12 protein-coding genes are annotated in these 18,319 nt (G+C 53.5%); 7 read left to right on the top strand and 5 right to left on the bottom strand.

The features are described 5' to 3' along the window. Positions 1–285: 285 nt before the first annotated feature. Together B3Z23_RS14000 and B3Z23_RS13995 are read right to left on the bottom strand one after the other, a co-directional pair. Positions 286–1,080 carry an SDR family NAD(P)-dependent oxidoreductase gene (locus B3Z23_RS14000; protein WP_294911193.1) on the bottom strand — a complete coding sequence of 265 codons (795 nt, stop codon included), beginning with the start codon at positions 1,078–1,080 and terminating at the stop codon, positions 286–288. 108 nt (positions 1,081–1,188) lie between these two features. Beyond that, positions 1,189–2,301 (bottom strand): metallophosphoesterase, encoded by a 1,113-nt coding sequence (locus B3Z23_RS13995; protein WP_294911191.1) that lies wholly within the window; start codon positions 2,299–2,301, stop codon positions 1,189–1,191. 318 nt (positions 2,302–2,619) lie between these two features. On the opposite strand from B3Z23_RS13995, the gene B3Z23_RS13990 reads away from it, so the two are divergent. The 4 genes from B3Z23_RS13990 (at position 2,620) to B3Z23_RS13975 (ending at position 9,898) form a co-directional block, all read left to right on the top strand. Beyond that, positions 2,620–3,333 carry a DsbA family protein gene (locus B3Z23_RS13990; protein ID WP_294911188.1) on the top strand — a complete coding sequence of 238 codons (714 nt, stop codon included), beginning with the start codon at positions 2,620–2,622 and terminating at the stop codon, positions 3,331–3,333. 876 nt (positions 3,334–4,209) lie between these two features. Beyond that, positions 4,210–5,346: an efflux RND transporter periplasmic adaptor subunit gene (locus tag B3Z23_RS13985; RefSeq protein WP_038017285.1), complete on the top strand. Its 1,137-nt coding sequence runs from the start codon at positions 4,210–4,212 to the stop codon at positions 5,344–5,346. A 9-nt stretch (positions 5,347–5,355) separates the two neighbouring features. Continuing rightward, positions 5,356–8,493 carry an efflux RND transporter permease subunit gene (locus B3Z23_RS13980; RefSeq protein ID WP_294911183.1) on the top strand — a complete coding sequence of 1,046 codons (3,138 nt, stop codon included), beginning with the start codon at positions 5,356–5,358 and terminating at the stop codon, positions 8,491–8,493. Continuing rightward, positions 8,483–9,898, top strand: coding sequence for an efflux transporter outer membrane subunit (locus B3Z23_RS13975; RefSeq protein WP_294911180.1), 1,416 nt, complete (start codon positions 8,483–8,485; stop codon positions 9,896–9,898). The genes B3Z23_RS13980 and B3Z23_RS13975 overlap by 11 nt, the downstream gene beginning before the upstream one ends. Positions 9,899–10,041: 143 nt before the next feature. Here the strand turns inward: B3Z23_RS13975 and B3Z23_RS13970 are convergent, their stop codons facing one another. Further along, positions 10,042–11,280, bottom strand: a complete 1,239-nt coding sequence (locus B3Z23_RS13970) for a chloride channel protein (protein ID WP_294911177.1) — start codon at positions 11,278–11,280, stop codon at positions 10,042–10,044. 534 nt (positions 11,281–11,814) lie between these two features. Between B3Z23_RS13970 and lpxP the strand changes: the two genes are divergently transcribed. Then, entirely contained in the window at positions 11,815–12,735 is a 921-nt protein-coding gene (gene lpxP, locus B3Z23_RS13965; protein ID WP_038017291.1) for a kdo(2)-lipid IV(A) palmitoleoyltransferase, read from the top strand. 37 nt (positions 12,736–12,772) lie between these two features. Here lpxP and B3Z23_RS13960 read toward each other — a convergent pair whose 3' ends face one another. Further along, positions 12,773–13,555 (bottom strand): helix-turn-helix domain-containing protein, encoded by a 783-nt coding sequence (locus B3Z23_RS13960; protein ID WP_294911171.1) that lies wholly within the window; start codon positions 13,553–13,555, stop codon positions 12,773–12,775. 106 nt (positions 13,556–13,661) lie between these two features. Here B3Z23_RS13960 and B3Z23_RS13955 point away from each other — a divergent pair, with 106 nt between their 5' ends. Both B3Z23_RS13955 and B3Z23_RS13950 read left to right on the top strand, forming a co-directional pair. Continuing rightward, positions 13,662–14,228 (top strand): NADPH-dependent FMN reductase, encoded by a 567-nt coding sequence (locus B3Z23_RS13955; RefSeq protein WP_294911168.1) that lies wholly within the window; start codon positions 13,662–13,664, stop codon positions 14,226–14,228. Further along, entirely contained in the window at positions 14,225–14,392 is a 168-nt protein-coding gene (locus tag B3Z23_RS13950; RefSeq protein ID WP_294911166.1) for a XapX domain-containing protein, read from the top strand. The genes B3Z23_RS13955 and B3Z23_RS13950 overlap by 4 nt, the downstream gene beginning before the upstream one ends. Before the next feature lie 502 nt (positions 14,393–14,894). On the opposite strand, the gene B3Z23_RS13945 is transcribed toward B3Z23_RS13950, so the two are convergent. After that, the coding region (locus B3Z23_RS13945) for an autotransporter outer membrane beta-barrel domain-containing protein (RefSeq protein WP_294911163.1) at positions 14,895–18,319 on the bottom strand (3,425 nt) is incomplete at its 5' end.

Here is an 18,319-nt window from a genome sequence, read left to right as displayed (position 1 = left end):
CAGGCCCAATGTTAGTTAGCTGTCATTTGGTGACGCTCTGTCACTCCGCTAACAAAGCAGGATATATGCCAGTTTTAATAAAATAATTAAAATTATTTAAAATCATAAGGATAGGTTTTTTCTGTCGGGTGGGAACAGAGGGCAGGTCAGGAGAAAAGGCATGCTTCGGTGCAACTGAATCAAGGTAGTGCAGTGGGAATGTATAAAAACGGACAGCAAGGAGGGGAAAATGCACAGGATAACCCGCCCTGTTACCAGGACAGGGCAGGCAGGTATCAGACGATGTCAGAGAATATCATCCACCACACCACCATCCACCCGTAATGCGGCACCGGAGGTGGCCGATGCCTGCTTAGAACAGATATAGACCACCATGCTGGCGACTTCATCGACGCTTGCCGGCCGTTGGATCACCGACGAAGGGCGGTTAGCCATGACAAATTCTTTGCCAAACTCTTCAATAGTTTTACCGGTACGCTGTGCCTCTTCCGCCAGCATATCGTGAAAACCTTCAGACAATGTCGGTCCGGGCAGGACGCTGTTCACCGTGACACCGCTGCCGGCCACCCGTTTCGCCAGACCCCGGGACAGTGCCAGTTGCGCCGTTTTACTGACCCCATAATGGATCATGTCAGCAGGGATGTTGCGTGCGGATTCAGATGATATAAATACCACCCGGCCCCACTGATTCGCGGTCATTGCCGGCAGATAATGGCGGGACAGACGCACCCCGGACATCACGTTGGTCTGCCAGTAACTTTCCCACAGTGCATCATCGGTCTTAAAAAAATCCTGAGGGCCGTAGATCCCGGCATTATTCACCAGAATATCGGTGTGTGGCAGTGCTGCAGTCAGTTGTTCCACACCTTCGGGCTGGCTTAAGTCTGCAGCAATACCCCGCAGTTTTGCTGACGGCAGCCGGGACTGAATGTCGGCAATGGCCTGTTGCACCCGCTGTTCGCTGCGGCCATTAATCACCACTTCGGCGCCACTTTCGGCCAGCCCCCGGGCGATGGCGAAACCAATACCGCCGGTAGAGGCGGTGACCAGAGCAGTTTTTCCTGAAAGATCAATGTTCATTGGCTGTTCCTCTGAGTATTGATGGCATCGGGAACCTTCATCCTGGCAGGATGCAGTAAAATGACTTAACAAAAAGCAGCACTGACCGGTAAAAATTGCGGCAGTGCGTTAGCCTTTTTGCAGAGTAAATAGCGTGATTTCTGAGGGATGTCCGAGCCGCAAGGCAAAGCCATTCCACAGTCCGGAGCCGTTACTGACATACAGCAGCATTCGGCCCAACCGGTATTCGCCGGAATAAAATCCATGATTGGCTCGCTTCACCAGTAAATCCAGCCCTGGCACCATTCCGCCATGGGTATGCCCGGACAGTTGCAGATCTACCCCGGCCTCCGCATTCTGTCTGGCATTGACCGGCCGGTGATCCATCAGAATCACTGTATCCTCTGCCGTGACTCCCTGCAGTGCTTCATCTAATGAGGGGCCAGGTTTTGAAAAACGCAGGGCCGCTTCATCGGTGACACCTGCCACCACAATACTGTCACTGCCGCGGAAGATTCGTACCGACTGGTTCTGCAGTTCCTGCATTCCCAGCGATGCGACCTCTTTCATCCATCCATCGAAGTCGACGTAATATTCGTGATTGCCGGGAATAGCGAGAACGCCATCTTTAGCCCTTAACGCTTTCAACGGGGCGACGTCCTGACGTCGGTTCTCGACGGTACCATCGGCAATGTCTCCTGTCATGGTAATTAAATCGGCGTTCAGGGCATTAGTCCGCTGTACCACCTGTGTCATCCACCGGCTGCGCAGCAGGGAACTGGCGTGCAGGTCTGTCAGTTGTACCAGACGATAGCCTTCAAAGGCTGCCGGCAGGTGGGCGATTTTCACGGTCACCTTTTTTACTGCCGGCACCTTCACCGCCTGCCAGGCGGCATAACCGGCCACCACCAGCGAAATCAGCAATAACACTCCGTTGATTTGTTGGGTGCGTAACAGCGGGTGTCCCGCCAGCCAGGCAACCAGACTGCACAATGCCTGAATCGCCAACAGCAGAGTAAACAGAATTTCTGCGCCAAATAGTGCATTGATGGCCACCATCACCGGTTGTGGAAATTCCGGCGAAAACATATTGCCAAACAGCCGGCGGTAGATCAGATGGCATTCCGCAATCAGTAGGACAAAGACAAAAATTAAAACTCTGAGGGTGGCAGGAAGTGGCAGATGTAAGATAAAACGCCAGCCAATCACCAGCGCCATTATCGGGGTAATGAAAGAAAGCACGGCTGCTCCTGTAAAAATGCCTGACATCTGTTCATAGTAGCATGCCCTTCCATAACAGGGACAAAACCGCAGACTGAGATCCCCCAATCGGTTAACTCATGTTCCTGATTCCGTGATGGCGTTTCCGCGAATCCCCTGTTTGTTTTCAGGGACCTGTTGGGTAATTTTTAAACATAACTTTGATCCCGGCAGGGATTGGCGATCGGCCGGTAAGTTACAATCCTGTGAAATTCCTGCGTAATCGCAGCAGTTTATACCTATTTGTCTTCACAGTGGCCTGCCGGCAGGCAGAGTCCGGCAACAGCGAGAATATTAGTAATGAATAAAGTGACAGGAATACAGCGATTGTGTATTGCCCTGATGGCGGGGTTAGGGTGTCTGACCCTGATGCCACTTGCCTATGGCGCGTCTGAGGACGCTGCCGCACAGTTATGGGAATACCGGGACAACAACCCCGGGCAGCTAAAAGTTGCAGTGGAACAACAACAATTATTAACCGGAGAAACGGTGTCGCCGGTGGTGGGGCCGGCAGATGCCCCTGTGACTTTGGTAGTGTTTTTTGACTATCAGTGTATGTATTGTGGCCGGTTGCAAAATGAAATCAGCGAAGTGACCCGTAATAATCCTCAACTTCGGGTGGTATTTAAGGACTGGCCAATTTTTGCCAGCCGCTGGCCTGCCTCGTTGGCTGCCGCCAAAACCGGGTTGCAAATCTGGCGTCAGAAAGGGAACGATGCCTATATGCAATATCACCAGGCGGTGTTTTCTTCCGGGAAAACCGAGGGCACTCTGACAGACAATGATATCCGGGTGGCCGCACAAGCCACAGGATTTGCCGGGCAAATAGCACCGGTTGTGGATAAGGAACTGGAGTCAGTGAACAGCCTGGCATTGAAGCTGGGATTTGGCGGGACCCCGGCGATGGTCGTGATGCCTTCCGGCGGTAATGCGCAAGCAGACCAGGTCACAGTTATTCCCGGATATGTCTCCGCAGATATTATTCGGGCAGCGATTAATAAAGCGCAGGAATAAAGCGGGACAGGATAATAATCTGCTGGCTGCCGGGTAAATATGAGTTTACCCGGCGGAGATATTATTTTCTTATTTCATTTTACTGATTATTGTTTCTGAAATTCTGAATGAACCGGTATAGACTGATTATCAGAATTTATTTTTTCATTTAATGCGCTATTCATCTTTACGTTTGATTTTTACTTTGCTGCTACATCTTTGTCGATTTTGTTTTACTTAATGACGGCTTGCTGATTATTTTTTCAGGTTTTGGGAGTCCGCCGGTAATAAGTGGTGCGGGCAACCGGGGCGATAACTATCACCGGTAAAATCATAAGAGTAAATGTAGCGAAAAGTGAATGTGGTTACAAATCCACTCCGCAGAATTCATCAGGGTACGCTATTATCCGTTATTTTTAGGTGAATCCTGTTCAAGGGAGTCTCCGGCCATCCGGGTTTTTTCTTTCGGTAAATCCCCTGAATATCCCCACGTCAGACACTTGCTGTATTATACACCCGTAATATCTGGCTATTAACATAATTCTTAGTTGTTCATATTTATTATCAAAAGCTTGATGTTTTATGTGAGACATCGGCCAGCCAATTCATGTAGGTTATTTTATTTCTGCTATCAGGTAAGCGGTAAATTCAGCTTTCCCGTAAATAATAACACCTGATTATTATCATGCCTGAATGCAGGATTATCACGAAAAAGCTTATTCCTGGCGGTATTTTCGGACATATCCGGCCGTTTCAGAGACCGCCTGTGACTGGTTTCTTTTTGCAATGATGCTTCACGAAATCTTTACAACAGACGTCAAATTTACTTTTTTCTGATGGCATATCATGAAAAAAATCAGGTCATTTTCTTTTTCCCTGTCCATGTTGAGATAAATTATGAGATTGAAATTTCTTTCTGTCAGTGCGGTATTTTTACTGACAGCCTGTGACCAGGGGGCTTCACAGCCAGCTTCATCGGCACCACCCGAGGTTGGTACGATCACCCTGAAAAGTGAGCCAGTGACTTTATTTACCCGGTTACCGGGCCGGACAGATGCCGTGAAAACCGCGGAAGTCAGACCCCAGGTCAGTGGTGTCATTCAAAAAATCCTGTTTACCGAAGGGGGCGAAGTTAAGCAGGGCCAGCCTTTGTATCAGATTGACCCGGCGACTTACCAGGCGGCTTATGATAAAGCCCTGGCTACCTGGCAAAATGATGAGATGCTCAGCAAACGTTATCAGCCGCTGGCCGCCGCCCATGCAGTCAGCCAGCAAACATATCAGGATGCTGTAGCCGCCGAACGTGAGGCGAAGGCTGATCTGGAAACGGCCCGTGTTAACCTGAATTACACTCAGGTCAGAGCACCGTTCTCCGGCCATATCAGTCGTTCGTTGTATACCGAAGGTGCCCTGGTCACAAACGGCCAGACCGATTATCTGGCCACTATCCAACAACTCAATCCGATTTACGTGGATGTGAGTGAATCCTCTGCCGATCTGCTGCGTCTGCGCCGTGCTCAGGCGGAAGGCAAACTGGAGAAAGTGGGAGATAACGAAGCGGCAGTTCGTCTGCAACTGGAAGATGGCAGCGAATATCCTCTGGAAGGCAAGCTGGCCTTCTCTGAAGTTAACGTCAATGAGGCCACCGGCACCGTCGTGCTGAGGGCTGTCTTCCCGAACCCACATGATGAGTTATTACCCGGTATGTTTGTGCATGCCAGCCTGCCACAGGCCATCCAGCAACAGGGGATTTTGGTGCCTCAGGAATCCATCATGCATGATGACAAAGGGCTGCCTTATGTTTATCTGGTGCAGAAGGATGGCACCGTGGCTCAGCAGAGTGTGACTACCGGCGAGATGATTGGTGAGAAATGGCTGATCACTCAGGGGTTATCTGCCGGGCAGCAGGTGATTGTCAACGGGTTGCAGAGTGTACACGTCGGCGGCAAAGTCAAAACGGTGGCAGCGGATACCAATGACACTCCGGTGGCGGGCAAAGTCAATCTGTCGATGACTGATGCTGCGGCACAATAAGGAGGCCTGATGTCTAAGTTCTTTATTGAACGGCCTGTCTTCGCCTGGGTCATTGCGATTATCGTCATGCTGGTGGGGGCGATTTCTACGCTCAATCTGCCGGTTAACCAGTATCCGAATATTGCTGCTCCGGCGATATCAGTATCGGTGACTTACCCGGGTGCCAGCGCCGAAACCACCCAGAACACTGTCGTTCAGGTTATTGAGCAGCAGCTAAACGGTCTGGATGGTTTACGTTATCTGGAATCGACGACCAGCAGTGATGGTAGCGCCCAGATTATCGCCACCTTTAATCAGGGAACCAATCCCGATATCGCTCAGGTGCAGGTACAGGACCGTGTGTCGCTGGCCGAATCGCAGTTACCGAGCAGCGTAACGGATCAGGGTATCCGTATCCGTAAGTATCAGAAAAACTACATGATGGTGGTTGGTCTGATTTCCAAAGACGGCAAGCTGAGTAATGGTGACCTGGCGGACCTGCTGGTGTCTAAACTGGAAGACCCGATTTCCCGGACCCCCGGGGTGGGTGACTTTATGGTGATGGGGGCCGAATATGCGATGCGTATCTGGCTGGACCCGGCCAAACTGTATAAATACAACCTGATTCCCAGCGATGTCAGCACCGCGATAGACAACCAGAACGTGCAGGTCTCGGCGGGACAGTTAGGAGGTTTACCGACCATTCCCGGCGCTAAAACTCAGGCCACTATTCTTGGTAAGTCCCGTTTTACCACGGTGGACCAGTTCCGGAATGTGCTGCTGAAAGTCAATTCTGACGGTTCGCAAATCCGCCTGAAAGACGTGGCTAATGTGTCGTTAGGTCCGCAGGCCTATACCATTAACGCCACACTGAATGGTATGCCTTCCGCCGGTATTGCGATTGAACTGGCGACCGGAGCCAATGAGCTGGATACCTCGAAAGCGGTACAACAAACGGTCGAGGGTCTGAAAAGTTCTCTGCCGGCGGGTGTCCAGGTGGTTTACCCATACACCACCGCTCCAGTAGTGAGTGCCTCGATCAACGATGTGGTACACACGCTGATTGAAGCGATTGTGCTGGTCTTCTTCGTGATGCTGATCTTCCTGCAGAACCTGCGCGCTACCATGATTACTACACTGGTGGTTCCGGTCGTACTGTTGGGGACTTTCGGTATCCTGGAAATCTTCGGCTACAGCATCAACACCCTGACGATGTTCGGTATGGTGCTGGCGATAGGCTTGCTGGTGGATGATGCCATCGTGGTGGTGGAAAACGTCGAGAGGGTCATGCATGAAGAGCACCTGGATCCGAAGGCCGCGACCATAAAATCGATGCAACAGATCCAGGGGGCACTGTTCGGGATTGCGCTGGTCCTGTCGGCGGTATTATTACCGATGGCCTTCTTCTCCGGATCGACCGGGGTCATTTACCGCCAGTTCTCCGTGACTATCGTTTCGGCGATGGGGCTGTCGGTGCTGATGGCGCTGATTTTTACCCCGGCGCTGTGTGCAACTATCCTGAAACCCACCGCGGCAGAAACCAAAACCCGTGGGCTGGCCGGCTGGTTCAACCGTAACTTTGAACGCGGGACTCTGCAGTACCGGCGTGGGGTGAACGGTATTTTGTCTCGCCGTGGTCTGTTTATGCTGGTCTACCTGATCATTGTCGGAGTGACTGGCTTCCTGTTTACCCGGGTGCCGACGACCTTCCTGCCTAACGAGGATCAGGGGCTGATGATGGTGCAGATGACGTTACCCGTCAACGCATCCGCGCAACGGACTCAGCAGGTGATTAACGATCTGAACGCTTATTTGCTTAAGGATGAAGGGGGTCTGGTCGGCAGTGTATTTGGGGTTAATGGCTTTAACTTTGCCGGTCGTGGTCAGAACAGTGGTATGGCCTTCGTATTGTTGAAAGACTGGAGCAAGCGCACCAAAGCCGGAGACAGTGTGTTCAATGTGGCCGCCAGGACGACCGCGCATTTCGCCAATTATAAAAATGCGAAGATTATCGCGATGGTTCCGCCTGCGGTACTGGAACTGGGTAATGCTACCGGGTTCGATATGTACCTGCAGGATACCGGCGCGCATAGTCACCTGCAGATGATGGCTGCGGCGAATAAGCTGATTGAACTGGCGAACAAAGATCCACGCCTTGCCGGTGTGCGCCTTAACGGTATGGAAGATGAGCCACAGTACCAGTTAATCATCGATGATGAACGTGCCAGCGCACTGGGGCTGAGTCTGACGGATATTAACAACACCATTTCCGTCGCCTGGGGCTCCAGCTATGTAGACCAGTTTATGTATCACGGACGGGTGAAAAAAGTCTATCTGATGGGGAAAGCGAGTTCCCGTGTCACGCCTGAAGACCTGAATAAGTGGTACTTCCGTAACAGTGCCGGCGATATGGTTCCGTGGTCTGCCTTCGGCAGTGGTAAATGGGTCAGTGGTTCTCCGCACTATGAACGGTTTAACGGTCTGCAGTCTGAAGAGATTCAGGGCTCTCCGGCACCCGGCTACAGTACGGGTGAGGCCATGAAAGCGATGGAGCAGATAGCGAAACAACTGCCGTCTGGTTTCCGTGTTCAGTGGTACGGCATCTCTTACGAGGAACAGGCTTCCGGTAACCAGACCTATGCGCTGTACGGGCTGTCTATCCTGGTGGTGTTCCTGTGCCTGGCGGCACTGTATGAGAGCTGGTCAATTCCGTTCTCAGTGATCCTGGTGGTCCCGTTAGGGGTACTGGGAACCATTGCCGCGGTGTTAATTCGCGGGCTGAGTAATGACGTATTCTTCCAGGTCGGTTTGCTGACGACCATCGGGCTGGCGGCGAAAAACGCCATCCTGATTGTGGAATTTGCGAAAGAAGCTCACGAACGGGAAGGTAAATCGTATATTGAGGCCGCAAAAGACGCTGCTCAGATGCGTATCCGGCCAATCATTATGACCTCAATGGCCTTTATTCTCGGGGTATTCCCACTCACTATTTCCGATGGTGCCGGTGCCGGTAGCCAGCATTCGATCGGTACAGCCGTTGTCGGGGGAATGCTGACCGCGACTTTCCTGGCAATCTTCTTTGTCCCTATGTTCTATGTTGTGGTGTCTCAATTTTTCTCTGGCAGGAAGAATAAACACCCTGTTGAGGTGAGTAAACATGATGATTAAACCCCTCTCATGGAAGCTGCTGCCGATGGTAGCCGCCCTGGGGCTGGCGGGCTGCTCTTTGCAGCCCAATTATCAACGCCCGGCCATGCCGGTAGATGCCAGTTACAACATGGCAACACCGGTAGGTAATGTGGCCGATTTGTCCTGGCAGCAATTCTTTACTGATCCGAAGTTGCAGAACCTGATCCAGCTGGCGCTGGATAACAACCGGGATCTGCGGGTAGCGGCGCTGAATGTGGAGGAGGCTCGTAATGAGGTCACCATCAACCGCGCCGCGTTAATGCCAACCATTACTGCCAGCGCTTCCTCTACCACCGAACATCTGCCGGCCGGGCTCTACAGCACTAAGAGTACCGGAGCGGTCACAGACCATGAACTGAATGCGGGACTGGGGGTATCTTCCTGGGAGCTGGACTTCTTCGGCCGTTTACGCAGCCTGAAAGATGAAGCTCAGGAAACTTATCTTTCGACAGCCGCCACTGAGCAGGCCACCCGTATTTCGTTGATTGCGGAAGTCGCGACCTCATGGTTGACGCTCTGTTCAGATAACGATTTATTGCATCTGGCACAGGAAACCGTGCAGAGCCAGCAGGATTCGTACCGTCTGACCAAAATGAGTTATGACGGCGGGGTCAGCAGTGATCAGGATCTGGCCGAAGCCGAAATGACACTGCGAAGTGCTCAGGCAGATGTGGCGAATTATACCCGCCAGGTACGTCAGGATGTGGATGCCCTGCGGTTGTTAGTGGGTACTGACCTGCCTCCAACCCTGTTGGCGGGGGCGACACTGAACAGTCACTGGAACTTCCCGCCGACCCCAGCCGGATTGCCTTCTGATTTGCTGACCCGTCGCCCGGATATTATTGCGGCAGAACATACCCTGAAAGCGGCCAATGCCAATATTGGTGCGGCCAGGGCTGCGTTCTTCCCAAGTATCAGCCTGACCGCCAGCGGCGGATCGACCAGTGGTTCATTAAGTCATCTTCTGGGGGGAGGTACCGGTGCCTGGGAATTCCTGCCAACTATCAGCCTGCCAATCTTTGACGGTGGTGTGAACCAGGCAAACCTGAATATCGCTAAACTGGAAAAACGGGTGGATATCGCCAACTACGAGAAAACCATCCAGACCGCATTCCAGGAAGTTAACGACCAACTGGCAGGCCAGGATACCTGGGCTAACCAGTTGCAGGCCGTCACTCAGGAAGCGGATGCCGGAGAGCGGGATTACCGTTATTCACAGCTGCGCTACCGGGAAGGAATTGATGACTATCTGGCCGTGCTGGTGGCCCAGCGTTCCTGGTATACCGCTCAGCAGTCACAGATTGCGGCACACCTGGGCATGCTGACGCAGAAAATCACCCTGTATAAAGTACTGGGTGGTGGCTGGACCCAAACCCGCCAGTAAGCGGAGTGCGGAGCTCAACGCCCCTTACTGCACTCTTAAGGCCTGACCTAAAGGACTGTTCCTTGCCGTCAGGCCTTACGTGCCCTGAGGTTAATTTTGGTCACCCCGGGCAACAGGGGATTATGCGGGTCAGGGGGCCCGGGTTATTTGGCCCGTTTTTCTATCGCACAGCAGACGGCAAAGGAACCTCCCACGGCCAGTACGACCGGGATCACCAGTGAGCTGTCCATGCGGGTAAATTCTGCGGCCAGTAACACCGTAGTCAGTGGCATCTGCATCGACGACGCCAGAAACGCGGCAGCACCGATCAGCGCTATCGACCCTTGATCAGCCGCTGGCAGAAATCCGGAGCACAGACTAAACAGAATACTGGCCAGCAAGGCACCCACCGTAAACCCCGGGGTCAGTACCCCACCTTCGGCACCGGCACGTAATACTCCCCAGACCAGCACCAGCTTAAACAGCAGCAGTAATACGGGCAGCATCCCCTGTAAATCACCGTGCAGGGCCAGCTGAGTCGGACCTTTACCGTTGCCCGGTAATTGTGGAAACCATACGGACAGCAGGCCGGTCAGGCCGAAGCTGACCAGACACAGCACCGGCATCTGCCAGTTGGTTTTAATACCTTTGCGGGCATGAGCGGTATAGCGACGAAACAGATGTGCGGCATAACCAAAAATCGGCGAAGTCACGATGGCCCAGACAATCAGCGTAGTACCGGCAGTGGGCGCAGAAAAATGATATTGCGAGCCAGTTCCCAGACCAAAGCTGGCGACCAGTGCCGCAACCGATGAAGTCACCATCGCAGGCAGCACGCAGTTCCAGCGAAAAGAGATCAGCAGGACTTCCAGGGTGAAAATCGCCCCGGCCAGTGGCACGTTATACACGGCGGCCAGACCAGCCCCGGCTCCGCAGGCGATAAGCACTTTGCTCTGTCCGGCATCCAGCTTCAGTCCCCGGGTGAGCGAAGTCGCCCCCAGAGCGCCAATTTCGCGCGGGGCGACTTCACGGCCCAACGGAGATCCCAGCGCGACAGTGATGATCTGCAACAGAGCATGGATAAAGGTGGTTATCCATGGCATTGGCCGACTGACATCTTTTACTGCCGCGTCCACTGATACCCGGGGTTTACCATAACGGGCCAGTAACCACCAGCCAATCCCCGCGATCAGCCCGCCGCAAAGAAGCGCAATGACCCGGCGTTCAGGGCTGGCGTCGCTGACACCCTGTAAAAAACTTTCGGCGCTGATAATAGCGTCCGGACTGTAACCAAAGGCCAGATGCTGAATGGCATGCAGTAACATCGCCAGCAGCATTCCCCCCACACCGGAAATGATCCCTGTCAGTACGACAGCTCCGGCGAATTTAACAGACTGTGTCATCCAGCTACCTTTTACCCGGGAAAATCATTGAGTGGTTGGGAGTATCGCAGCTTTAGCTTCAACCCGGAAACAACGACGGGGGTGAGTCCCGGCAAAATCTGAAAAAACAGTTGTTGTTCTAATGTATTTTGGCTTCGGACTGATAAATATCTCCCCGGGGTAAATTGTCTGAAATCACAGCTCACTGAGTGAGCCGGTCATACAGATAAATCTGCTTTTAGGGCGGTTGTCGGCAAAAATTTTGAACTACAGGAGGGAGGTGGCAGCAGAATTGACAAGGGAGCCACCCTGTTTCGGCGTGGTATTTTTACAAATATCAGCACAAATGTTATGGATAAGGTAAAAAAACAGTAATTCTGCGTAAGCACTCACTTTTCCAGTTCCCTCTGTTAGCTAAAAAACCTACCATGGAGTGCTGGCCATTATAGTTGCTGACCTAAATTGTTACATTATGGTACCTGAATTATTTATCCGCCAGTTTGTCTGAGTTACCGGACATAGCTCGATGTCTGCTTATGAATTGGTGGTAGTGGTATGAAAAAGAGTAAAGGGTTCCGGTTCAGCTTTTTGAATCCAAAGTATTTAATGTTGTGGCTGGGCATTGGCTTTCTGTGGTGTCTGGTGAAGCTCCCTTATCCGTTGTTGCTGGCACTCGGCAAACGGCTGGGTTCCTGGTCGCAGCCTTTTCTTAAACGGCGAAAATCTATCGCCAGCCAGAATATCCGGTTGTGCTTTCCCGGCATGAGTCAGCAGGATCAGGATATTTTTCTGCAACGAAATTTTGAGTCTCTGGGTCTCGGACTGATCGAAACCGGCATGGCGTGGTTTTGGTCCGACAAACGGATCCGCAAATGGTTTGATGTCGAAGGCCTGCAAAATCTGCGTGATGCCCAGTCCGGGCGCCGGGGGGTGATGTGTGTGGGTGTTCACTTTATGTCGCTGGAACTGGGCGGCAGGGTGATGGGAATTTGTCAGCCAATGATGGCCACCTACCGTCCACACAATAATCCGCTGATGGAGTGGGTACAGACCCGTGGCCGGTTACGTTCCAATAAAGAGATGATTGACCGCCGTGATTTGCGTGGCATGGTCGGAAAGTTAAAACAGGGCGAAGCCGTCTGGTTTGCCCCTGACCAGGACTATGGCAGTAAAGGCAGTTCATTCGTCCCGTTCTTCGGGGTGAATAATGTGGCGACCACCAACGGGACTTATGTGCTGTCACGACTGTCACATGCCGCGCTGCTGACCATTACCCTGGTGCGTAAACCTGACGGTAAAGGCTATAAGCTGCACATCGAAGCACCATTGCAGGATTTTCCCTCCAGCGAAATGATGGCTGCGGCTTATATGAACCGGGTGATCGAGAAAGAGATCATGCGTGCCCCTGAGCAGTACATGTGGGTCCATCGGCGATTTAAAACCCGACCGCTGGGTGAAGCCTCTCTGTATGTCTAATCTTCTTCCGGCAGAGCCATTTCTGCCGGAAACTGTTTTATCGCTCTGACCGGCGGCCGGAGATCGTTTCTGTGACCGCCAGTTGTCTCATATAGCGCCCCGGTGGTGCCCCCAGCAAGCGGCTAAACATGGTTGAAAAGCTGTTGGCTGACTGATATCCCAGCTCTGTCGCTACCCTGTGCAGAGGCTGTCCCTGGCTCAGCCTGTCTACCGCCGTAATGACCCGCAGGTGATCGCGCCAGCGGGTGAATGTCATGCCGGTTTCAGAACGGAATAATCGTGCCAGTGTCCGGCTACTGCAACCATGCTGCTCCGCCAGTTCAGGCAGGGTTTGCTCATTCCCCGGGTTCTGCTTCAGATACCAGGTGACTTGTTGTAATCGCCGGTCCTGCCCCTGGGGAATAAACAGGGTCAGGGTCTCCGGAGCATGGGTGACCTGATGCAGTATCAGCTGCCAGATCAGGCTGGTATCACTACTATCGCGTCCCGGGCGACGGAACATCAGGGCTTCCAGTAACAGTTCCCGCAGCAGGCTGGAAACATTCAGTGTCTTACAGCCTGCGGGCAGGCCGCCTGCCAGCGACTCTGGCAACATCAACTGAATCACCTGTGAAGATTCGCTGTACGAGGCACTGTGAGGACATTGCGGAATGATCCAGATAGCCTGGCCCGGAGAGGCCAGCCACCAGCCTTCACGGGTCATAATGGTTGAAGTTCCCTGTATGACGAAGGTTAACTGTCCTTCAGGATGCTGATGAAGTCTGAGAGAGGTGCCTGCAGGGTGAAACACTTCCCTGATTTCCGGCAAAGCTGGCAACATGGCTGTATCCCGGCGAAAGTTGTCCGATTCACGAATGTTTTTATCACTTATTTCGTCATAATGCCAATCACAGTGAATGGTGAAAAAGCAACCGGGAGATTAAGCGATGACAACCCCCCCTTTACGAATTGCCGGATATGCCGGCAGCCTGCGCCAGGACTCTTTGAGTAAGATAGTGCTGAACGCTCTGATGAGCATGCTACCGGCAGGCACCCAGACAGAAACCCTCAGCATTGGTGAGTTCCCTTTTTATAATCAGGATTTGGAAACAACTGATGGCCCGGCACAGGTCATCCGGGCACGCCGTCAGGTGGCTGAAGCGGATGCATTGCTGATGGTCGTGCCAGAGTTCAATCATGGTATCCCGGGGGGATTAAAGAATGCCCTCGACTGGTTATCCCGACCGGCTTTTCATAGCGTGATGGCCGGAAAACCGGTGTTCTTTGTCACTCTGTCGCAGGGGATGCTGGGCGGAGTGCGGGCACAGTATCAGATGCGTGAAACTCTGGCGTCGATGCTGTGCCAGCTCTATCCATTACCGGAAGTCGTGATTACCTATGCCGGTCAAAAGGTGACGGAAGGGCGACTGACAGATGAGGCCACTTGTCTGCATCTGAATAAAATCCTGCAGCAGTTTCTGCAGCAGGTGAATACCGCCCGGGGATCGCAATGATGCAGCTATTTTATGCACTGATGGCGGGCTTGTCCGTCGGGGTATTTTTCACCTGGCTGAAACTGCCCTTACCGGCTCCCCCAACGATGACCGGGATTGTCGGGGCTTTTGGCGTATTTGCCGGCAGCGTTATTTTCCGCACGTTGAGCAGCTACTTCCATTGATCTGTCTGCCGCCGGTGTGACAGCACATATCGCGGGCCTGTCGTGGGGCGTGCTCTGCGTCAGGCCTGTTGATGTGAGGGCTGGCATCGACACTGGCTGACGCTCTACCAGGTGAGAGCTTACTCCTTATGATTCTCCCTGTAATTGCTGGTCTCCCTCAGGGTTGTCTGGCGGGATAATGCCGCCAGAGCCCGGAATGTCCCCCCTCTGCAACCTGTAGCACATCTCTTCAACGACCACACTATTCCCCAGGCAAATATGGCTTAAGGCGCGGATTACTGATTGTGGGGGCTATCCGCTATGGCCTGTTTGTCCGTCGGCCATTGAACGAAGAATGATCCCTCAGGCCACTGCCTGTGCGGTGGCCTGAGGACGGAGATAAGATCGGACGGTGTAGCACTCACAGCCAGTTGCCCGTAAAATAATTCGCGTCAGTTCGGTTAGGGGCAAAAAAAATGGGCTGATTCAGCCCATTTTTGTGTTTTCAGCAGTATTGCCGGAATCAGAACATATATTTCAGGCCAACGGCTCCCTGGGTATTGCTGTATCCGTGGCCACCCACCTGCTGGGAGACGGTAGTCCACAGATTCAGCCGGTTACTGATTTTCGCCTCTACCCCGGCTTTCACTTCGCCGATATTGCGGCTGCCCTGTGAGTAGTCGGAAACTCCGTTCATCCGTGTACCGTACTGTTTGGTGTTGTAAATCCAGTTGGTTTCGATAAACGGCTCGAACTCACGCTGGGTGTTCTTATCCAGCGCACTTTTCCCTTTCAGGTAGAAGCGGGTACCGACGCGGGCCTGCAGATTATCGTTACCCGCGCCCTGCACCAGCGTGCCGTTACTTTCGGTGTGGTCGTTGGCTTTCACACCCAGCCAGGTCAGCTGCACCTGCGGCTGGATGTAGAAGTCATTGGTCATGCCATACGCGGTTTCGTACGAGCCGGCGTGGAAGGTATAACCCGATTCCACCGAAGCGGTGAAGCCCTTGCTCTTATAGCTTTCACTGGCAAGTCCATGGCCCTGAACATCGTTATCAAACCAGTTGTACAGTGCCCAGCTGTCAACATACAGGCCGGTTTTATCGGCGTCATTCTGGTACCAGGTGCCGTACAGACCGGCACTGTAACCGTGAATATCACCTTTGGAATCATATCCGGTCAGGCTGTTATGGCTGTTACTGTGCTGGTTGCCGTAGCCGCCCATCACACCGACATGGAAGCGATCCAGACCGCTGGCAGACCACTGCGCAATATCGCCGCCAATCTGCAGCACATAGCGGTTAGCCGAGGTTTTGTTCTGGCCGTCTGACATGGAGAATTTGTTATGTGACCCGAGGTTACGCATCCACATACTGGTCACTTTCTTCTCGCCGGTCAGGGCATCGGTATACTGGGTTTCGCCTAAACGATCATGCAGGGTAGTGGAGAACATAGTGTTCGCCGCCGCCAGGTTGGCCGTGTAGCTGGCGGCCTCTGGACGGTAAGTGTGAACTTCGTTGCCGGTATCTGTACCGGTGTTACCACTGGGGGTACTGGTCAGATACCAGTCACTGGTGTTGGCCCCGGAAGCATTACCCTGCTGCAGGTGATAGTCGTAGGCACCCGCCACAATACGGCCGCTCTGCACAAAGGCATCCGCAGTGGAGCTGCCGGTTTCGATAACCTCGATCCCTTCCAGCGTCTGCGCTCCTGAACCGTTACTGTTATTTACCACCACATTAGTGGTGCCGGAAGCTGCCCCGCTAATAATCAGTTTATCGGTCAGGCTGTCATCGCCGCCCAGCACAGTGTTCAGTGACAGGGTACCGTTATCGCCGGTGTAATCACCGTTCACCGTCAGTGTGGTGCCGGCTGAACCGCTGTTACTCAGGGAAACCAGTCCGTTGTTATTCAGCGCGGAAACGGTCTGTGAGAAGCTGTTCAGATCCAGCATGGCTCCGGAGTCCACCGTGTAGGCAGACGCACTGCTGAAGGTGCCGGTGCTGCCAGCCTGCAGGGTGCCTTCAGCAACCGTGGTGGCACCGCTGTAGGTATTGTTGTCGCCGGTGGTGATCAGGGTCCCGGACCCGGTTTTGGTCAGGTCTGCCGCACCGCTGATGTCACCGGCCAGGGTGGAGGTGTAAGCCCCGGTGTCGATGGTCGGATCCTGGTCACCGGTAAAGGCGATATTGTTTGTCAGTGTCAGGTCATCGGCTGCAAAGCCCAGGGTGGTGCCGTCAGCCAGAGAGAGGGTGCCGGTACCCAGTGCATCACCGGTCGCCACGTTCACCCGGCCTGCAGAGACCAGGGTACCGCCGCTGTAGGTGCTGTCAGCACTCAGGGTCAGAGTACCGCTGCCGGTTTTATGCAGCTCACCGTCGCCGGAAATCACACCGCTTAAGGTTTCACTGTTGCTGCCGGTGTTAACCACCGCGGAGTCGCCGGTCAGGGCCACGTTATTTGCCAGCTGCAGACCGTCAGCCGCAAAGCCGAGGGTGGTGTTATCCGCCATGGACAGCTGACCGCTACCGAGTGCACTGTTGCTGCCGACATCAATTTCACCTTCGCTCAGTGAGGTACCGCCGCTGTAAGTGTTGTCACCGGTCAGGACCAGCGTGCCGCTGCCATTCTTGGTGAGTTCACCTTCGCCGGACACGGTGCCTGATAGTGTTCCGGTATTGCTGCCTGTTTTGAACAGAGTGTTGACGCCATTCAGCAGAATATTATTCGCCAGTTGAAGTTTATCGGTGACAAAACCAAGCACGGTATTTTTCAGCATGGTCAGTTTACCGCTGCCCAGAGCACTGCTGTTGGCGACGTCAATTTCCCCGGCGGACAGTTCAGTACCGCCGTGGTAGGTATTATTGCCACTGAGGATCAGTGTACCGCTGCCGGTTTTCGCAAGCCCGCCGTCACCGGAAACTACACCGCTCAGCGTTTCGCTGTTGCTGCCGGTGGCGACAATACCTGTACCGGTCAGGCTGACCGCATTTGCCAGGTTAAGATCTGAAGCACTGAAGCCCAGAATCGTACCATCGGTCATGGCAAGTGAACCGCTGCCCAGAGCATTGTTGTTACCGGCATCGATTTCACCGGCTGACAGAGTTGTGCCGCCACTATAGGTATTATCACCGTTCAGAGTCAGAGTACCGCTGCCAGTTTTAACAATCTGCCCTGCGCCGGTAATATCGCCGGACAGGGTTTCACTGTAATCACCGGTGGCGATTGACGCATTCAGGCCACCCAGCGAGATGTTATTCGCCAGTGTCAGATCCCCTGTAGTAAAGCCAAGGGTGGTACCGTCAGCCATTGCCAGGCTGCCGGTTCCCAGTGCACTTTTATTGCTGACATCAATTTCACCTGCGTTAAGGTCTGTACCGCCGGTATAACTGTTGTCACCGCTCAGAGTCAGAGTACCACTGCCAGTTTTAGCCAGCGTTCCGTCACCTGAAATCACACCGCTTAGTGTTTCACTGTTGTTTCCGGTGGCGATGGTGCCGGTGCCGCTCAGAGCTACGGCGTTCGCCAGATTCAGGTCACCGGTGGTAAAGCCGAGAGTGGTGCCGTCAGTCATGGCCAGACTGCCGGTTCCCAGCGCGCTGTTGTTGCTGACATCAATTTCACCGGCCGACAGTGAAGTACCACCGCTGTAGGTGTTATCACCACTCAGAGTCAGAGTACCGCTGCCGGTTTTCGCCAGCCCGCCGTCACCTGAAATCACACCGCTCAGTGTTTCGCTGTTGTTGCCGGTGGCGAAGGTGCCTGTGCCGCTCAAAGCCACGGCGTTAGCCAGATTCAGATCACCGGTGGTAAAGCCGAGAGTGGTGCCGTCAGCCATGGCCAGGCTACCGGTTCCCAATGCGCTGTTATTGCTGACATCAATTTCACCGGCTGACAGGCTGGTGCCGCCAGTGTAGGTATTGTCACCGCTCAGGGTCAGAGTACCGC

The organism is Tatumella sp. UBA2305, assembly GCF_002345795.1.
Lineage (GTDB): Bacteria > Pseudomonadota > Gammaproteobacteria > Enterobacterales > Enterobacteriaceae > Tatumella > Tatumella morbirosei.
The sequence above is the reverse complement of the archived record's forward strand: the minus strand, read 5'-3'. Positions and strand labels throughout refer to the sequence as shown.